The organism is Streptomyces mangrovisoli (assembly GCF_000974985.2).
GTDB lineage: Bacteria > Actinomycetota > Actinomycetes > Streptomycetales > Streptomycetaceae > Streptomyces > Streptomyces mangrovisoli.
On record NZ_LAVA02000009.1, the window covers coordinates 24296 to 30295 of the forward strand.

Consider the following 6000-nt stretch of genomic DNA (forward strand, 5'->3'; position numbering starts at 1 on the left):
ACGGCACCTAGCCCGTGGGAAGGCCGCAAAGCCAGTGCCCCGTCGGCCAAACGTTCCTGCATCGCTGGTCGAGAGCCCCTCCGGCAGCTCTTGTCGCGGCGCGGTCCGGCTGGCTACGCTCCCGCTCGTTTTCGCACCGCGCTCACAATTCCTGCACAACCGCGAGCCGTTCGACCGACGGCCCGCGTGTTCTCGGCGGACGCCTGCGCCACCGCGCAACGCGCGTCATGCCCGCATCGGGGGAGGTGGTGGAACCGTGGGCGCAGACGTCGTGGAGCCGCCCGGAGGACCGGGCGGCACCGGCACCGCCACGGTCCGCACCGAGCGCCGGCGGGCGACGGGACGGACGGGACGGACGGGAGGGCGGGCGCGGAGACGGCCGTCGACGCGGGCCCGCACGCCGCGCGATCTGCGGATCCTGTGGTGGACCAACGCGGCCGACGGGCTGGGCAGTCAGGCGTCGGGCATCGTCTTCCCGCTGCTGCTCCTGCGCCTGGGCCACGGTCCCGCGGCGGCGGGCGCCTTCGCCACCGTGACCGGGCTGGTGGCGGTGGCCCTCGCGCCCCTCGTCGCCGTCCCCGCCGACCGGGGCCACCGGCGCCGCATCATGATCGGCGCGGCCGCCCTCGCCGCCGCGGCCACCGCCCTGGTCGCCGCCGTCGCGCGGCTGGCCGCGCCCCCGCTGTGGCTGCTGCTGGCCCCCGCCGTGGTGGAGCGGCTGTGCGCGGTGGCGTACGCGAGCGCCTCGCGGGGCGCGCTGGCCCGGCTGGCCCGGCCGGGCGAGCTGACCCGGGCGGCGGCCGGCCTGCAAGTCGGCGACCAGACCGCCCTGGTGACCGGACCCGCCCTCGGCGGCGCGCTCTTCCAGCTCGCCCGCCCGCTGCCCTTCCTGGCCGACGCGCTGACCTACCTCGCCACGGCCGTCGGCATACGGTCGCTGCGCACCCCGCTGGACTCGGAGACGCGCACCGGGACGCGCACCGGGACGAGCGCCGGGACCCGCATCGAGACGCCCGCCGAATCGCCCGCCGAATCGCGCGCCGAGTCACGCGTCGAAACGCCCGCCGAATCGCGCACCGAGACAGCCCCGTCGACGTCTACCGCCCCCCGCCGCAACCTCCGTGCCGCCGCCGAGGGCCTGCACGTCGTCGGCCGCTCGCCGGAGCTCCGGCTCGTCGCCGGATGGACGGCGGCCGCGAGCGGCGTGGTGACGATGCTGTCGTACACCGCCCTGTTCGTGCTGGGCGAGCAGCGCGGCGGTGCCGCGACCGGACTGGTGCTCGCCGCCTCGGGCGCCGCCGGGCTGGTCGGGTCGCTGCTGTCCGTCCGGGTCGTACGGCGCTGGGGCGGGCGCCGCGCCCTGGTGGCCGGCACCTGGCTGCTGATCCTGCCGTGCGCCGCCCTCGCCACCGCGAGCGGGCCGTGGGGCTACGGTCTCGCGTTCGCCGCGTTCTGCCTGGTCCTGCCGGTGGTCACCGTCGTACTGACCGGTGTCGTCGTGGCCGCGGCGCCGCTCGACGTGCAGTCGCGCGCGGGTGCCGTGATCGGCGCGGCGGCGGGGATCACCGCCGCCTGCGCGCCCTCGGTCGCCGCGGCCCTGATCACGCGCTCCGGTCCGCACAGCCCCGCCGTCACCGGCGCCGTCGTACTCGCCCTGCTGGCCGTGTGCACCCAGGCCGCGGCCCGCCGCGCCCTGCCACAGGCCCCCGCGGACGCCCCGGCTCCGGCTCAGGACCCCGCCCAGGCGCAGGACCCGGCCCCGGTGCAGGACCCCACCCCCACCCCCGCGAAGGAGGACCCCCTGCCGTGAGCCGGTACCAGGTGTTCCTGGGCGTCCTGCCCGACGTCTGCGCGCACGACGCGACCCGCATGGTGTTCACGGCCGACGCCGGGGGCCGCTGCGAGGTGTTCGCGTGGGACGCGGCCGCGCGCCGGGCGCGGCAGGTGACCGACCGGCCGGGCGGCACCCTGCACTGCGCGGTGGACGCGGAGTCGTACGTCTGGTGGTTCGAGGAGGACTCCGACGGACGGGGCCACTGGTGGTACCAGCACTTCGAGGGCGGCCCCCGGCTGCCGGGCCTGCCCGGCGCCCCGGCCGGGCTGCCGCGCGGCCTCGCCGTCACGCCGCACGGCACGGTCGCCGCGGCCGTCGCCGACGCCCACGGCACCGCGGTCCTGCTCGGCCGGCGCGGCCGGGCCCCGCGCGAGGTGCTGCGCACACCCGGACCGCGCCGCCTCGGCGGACTGGCGCCCACCGGCGACCTGCTCGCCGTCGCCGCCGCCCCGGACGACCCCGCCGCGGTCACCCTCCTCGGCGCCGACGGTGACGTACGCGCCCGACTGCCCGGGCCCGACGGGCCGTCGGGGCGCCTGTGGTGCGCGTCCTTCGCGCCCCGGTCCGGGGCGCCGGAGCTGCTGCTGGTCCGCGACCTCGGGGACCGCTACGCCCCCGCCACCTGGACCGCCGACCGCGGACTGCGCACCCACGCCTGGTGCTCCTTCGACACCGAGATCACCGCCCGCTGGTACCCGGACGGGCGCGGTCTGCTGATCCGCCAGGAGCGGCACGGCCGTTCCCTGCTGCACCGCGTCGATCTCGCGGCCCGCACCCGCACCCTGCTGCCCACCCGGCCCGGCACCCTGCTGGACGCCGCGCCGCGCCCGGACGGCGCGCTGCATCAGCTGTGGACCGACACCGGCCACTCGCCCGCGCCGCTCACCAGCGGCGCCGTCCCGCTGCCGCCGCCCGGCCAGACCACCACCGTGCCCGGCCGCCACACCGAACTGTGGACCCCGACCCCCGACGGTCCCGTGCACACCTTCCTGAGCCTGCCGGAGGGCGACGACAACCTGCCCGACCGCGAAGGCGGCCTGCCCCAGGGCGACGACAACCTGCCCGACCGCGAAGGCGGCCTGCCCCAGCGCGACGGGCCGGCCCCGCCGCCCGCGATCTTCCTGGTGCACGGCGGCCCCGCCGACCAGGACCGCGACGCCTACGACGGCGTCGTGCACTCCCTCGTCGCCTCCGGATACGCCGTCGTACGCGTCAACTACCGTGGCTCCACCGGCTACGGGCCCCGCTGGCGCGACGCGTTCACCGCCGGCGTCGGCCACACCCAGGTGCAGGACCTGACGATCGTCCGCGCCGAACTGGTCCGCCGCGGACTCGTCGACGCCGACGCGATCGGCCTGTGGGGCATGTCCTGGGGCGCGTACCTGGTGCTGCTCGCCCTCGGCACCCGCCCCGGGCTGTGGCGGGCGGGCGTGGCCGTCAAGCCCGTCGCCGACTGGGCCGCCGCCCACCGCACCACCACTCCCGCCCTGCGGGCCCTGGACGTACGGCTGTTCGGCGGCACCCCCGAGGAGGTGCCCGAGCGCTACGCCGCCAGCTCCCCGATCGGGTACGCCGCCCACGTCCGCGCCCCGCTCCTGGTGGTCGGCGCCCGACGGGACGTCAAGTGCCCGCCGGAACAGATCCGTTCCTATCTGGCCGCGCTCACCGAAGCGGGCGCGCCGCACGAGGAGATGTGGCTCGACACCGGCCACGACGGCTACGACGGCGCGGACCACGTCGCCGTGCTGCGCCGCGCCCTGCGCTTCATGAGCGCGCACCTGCCCGGCCCGCGGCGGCGGACCGCGGCGACCACGCGTCCCCCGGCACCGCTCGGGGGATCCCGGCCCCGCTGACGCAACCAGCGGGACCGGGCGCACAGCCCACCTCTACACAGAAGGAGTGACCGTGCAGAAGGACATCATCCACAACGACCCGCTCGACAGCGACGAGGAGAACCGAGCGGTCGGCGTGGGCATCACCGTCACCATCCCCTTCCGCAACGCCGACGAGGGCGCCGAGGAGGAGTGACCCCATCCCTGTCCGGTCCGCGGCGGTTCACGCCGCGGGCCGGACAGGTCCCGGCATCCGCCCCGGTCCGCCCCGCCCGTCCGTCGCCCTCCGCACGCCCGCCCGTCCTCGCCCTCCGTGCCGCCCCGCCCGCCTCAAGGAGTCGACCGTGCGCGTCCTGCTGGTCAACATGCCCTGGTCACCCATCGACCTGCCGTCCCTCGCCCTCGGCATCCTCAAACGCAGCGTCGACGAGCACGTCGAGGGCGCCACCTGCGAAGTGCTGCACGCCAACCTGGAGTTCACCGACTGGATCACCAAGCGCGGCGAGTTCTCCGCCGAGGACTACCAGTACTACGCCCTGTCCTCCTACTTCCTCGGCTGCGGCGACTGGGTGTTCTCCTCCGCCCTCTACGACGACCCGGAGTGGAAGGACGAGGAGTTCCTCTCGGTGATGACGGCCAAGCTGCGCCGCTCCCGGATGGAGATGACCCGCCGACTGCACCGCGAGGTACCGGAGTTCGTCGACGACATCGCCCGGCGGATCGTCGCCATGGAGCCCGATGTCGTCGGATTCACCTCGACCTTCCAGCAGAACACCGCCGCCCTCGCCGCCGCCCGGCACGTCAAGCGGCTCGCCCCGCACGTCGTCACCGTGATGGGCGGCGCCAACTGCGACGCCGAGCAGGGCGCGTCCGTGCACCGCAACTTCCCCTTCGTCGACCATGTCGTCCGCGGCGAGGGCGAGGACGCCTTCCCCCGCCTGCTCACCGCCCTGCGCGACGGCGACGGCGCCCTCGACGACATCCCCGGCCTGTGCCACCGCACCGCCGACGGCGCCTCCGTCGCCAACTCCATGGCCACCGGCCCGCTGGCGCCCGCCAGGATCCTCCCGCCCGACTACACCGGCTACTTCGAGCACCTCGCCCGTTCCGTCGCCCGCAACTGGGTGGAACCCAAACTCGTCGTCGAGGGGGCCCGCGGCTGCTGGTGGGGCGAGAAGCACCACTGCACGTTCTGCGGACTCAACGGCTCCTTCATGGAGTTCCGCAGCAAGAGCCCCGACGTCTTCTACGACGAGATCATGGGCCTCGCCGAACGTCACCGCATCCTCGACATGTACGTCGTCGACAACATCCTCGACATGCGCTACCTGTCGACCGTGCTGCCCCGCGTCATCGACAGCGGCCACGACCTGCGCATGCACATCGAGATCAAGGCCAACATGCGCCGCGCCCAGTTGCAGACGCTCGCGGACGCCGGCCTCATCTACGTGCAGCCCGGCATCGAGAGCCTCAACAGCCGGGTCCTCGACCTGATGGACAAGGGCGTCAGCGGCTGCCAGAACGTGCGCCTGCTGCGCGACGCCGCCGAGACGGGCCTGTCGATCTCCTGGAACTACCTGCACGGCTTCCCGGGCGAGACCGCCGACGACTACACGCCCGTCATCGCCCAACTCCCCGCCCTGGAGCACCTCGACCCGCCCGTCGACCTGTCCGCCCGCATCGCCATCGAGCGCTTCAGCCCCTACTTCAAGCGCCCCGAACTAGGCTTCACCGGGCTGCGTCCCGAGGAGCACTACCGCTTCACCTACGACCTGCCCGAGGCCGAACTGCACGACCTCGCCTACGTCTTCGAGGCACCCGAACGCGGCATCACCGAGGAGACCGTCACCCGGCTCAACGACGCCCTGGCCGCGTGGAAGAAGCAGCACGTCGACGCCCGGCTCACCCACACCGACCTGGGCGACCGCATCGTGCTGGTCAGCGACCGGCGCGCCTTCGACTGGCGCACCACCGAGCTGACCGGCCCGCTCGAACTCGCCGCGTTCCGCCTCCTCGACCAGCCGCACACGCCCGCCGCGCTGCTCCGCAAACTCGGCGGCGAGGGCGCGACGGAGGAGGCCGTCCAGGAACTCCTGCGCACCTGGCTGGAGCTCGGCGTGGTCTTCACCGACGGCGGCCAGTACGTCCATGTCGCGCCGGCGGCCGTCAACCAGTCCCTGCTGCGGCTCGACTACATGCGGCACACCTGGCGCACCGACGAACCCCGGGCGGCCGCCGACACCGCCGGGCGCCCCGCCGAACCGGCCTTGTCCTGAGCCCCCTGTCCTCAGCCCCCCGTCCCGAGCCCGCGGAAGGATCCCGCCCCGTGACCCC

The 6000-nt window shown here is 75.0% G+C and carries 4 protein-coding genes; all 4 read left to right on the forward strand.

Annotated elements, in window-relative coordinates; translation table 11 throughout:
* Nucleotides 1-256: 256 nt before the first annotated feature.
* A complete protein-coding gene (locus WN71_RS04250) occupies nt 257-1810 on the forward strand; it encodes an MFS transporter (RefSeq protein ID WP_052743151.1) in 1554 nt (517 codons plus the stop codon).
* Nucleotides 1807-3687, forward strand: coding sequence for a S9 family peptidase (locus WN71_RS04255; RefSeq protein WP_046589988.1), 1881 nt, complete (start codon nt 1807-1809; stop codon nt 3685-3687). Before WN71_RS04250 ends, WN71_RS04255 begins: the two co-directional genes overlap by 4 nt.
* A gap of 52 nt (nt 3688-3739) precedes the next feature.
* Nucleotides 3740-3862, forward strand: coding sequence for a hypothetical protein (locus WN71_RS43170; RefSeq protein ID WP_276208073.1), 123 nt, complete (start codon nt 3740-3742; stop codon nt 3860-3862).
* Nucleotides 3863-4010: 148 nt separating this feature from the next.
* Entirely contained in the window at nt 4011-5942 is a 1932-nt protein-coding gene (locus WN71_RS04260; RefSeq protein ID WP_046589987.1) for a RiPP maturation radical SAM C-methyltransferase, read from the forward strand.
* Nucleotides 5943-6000 lie beyond the last annotated feature (58 nt).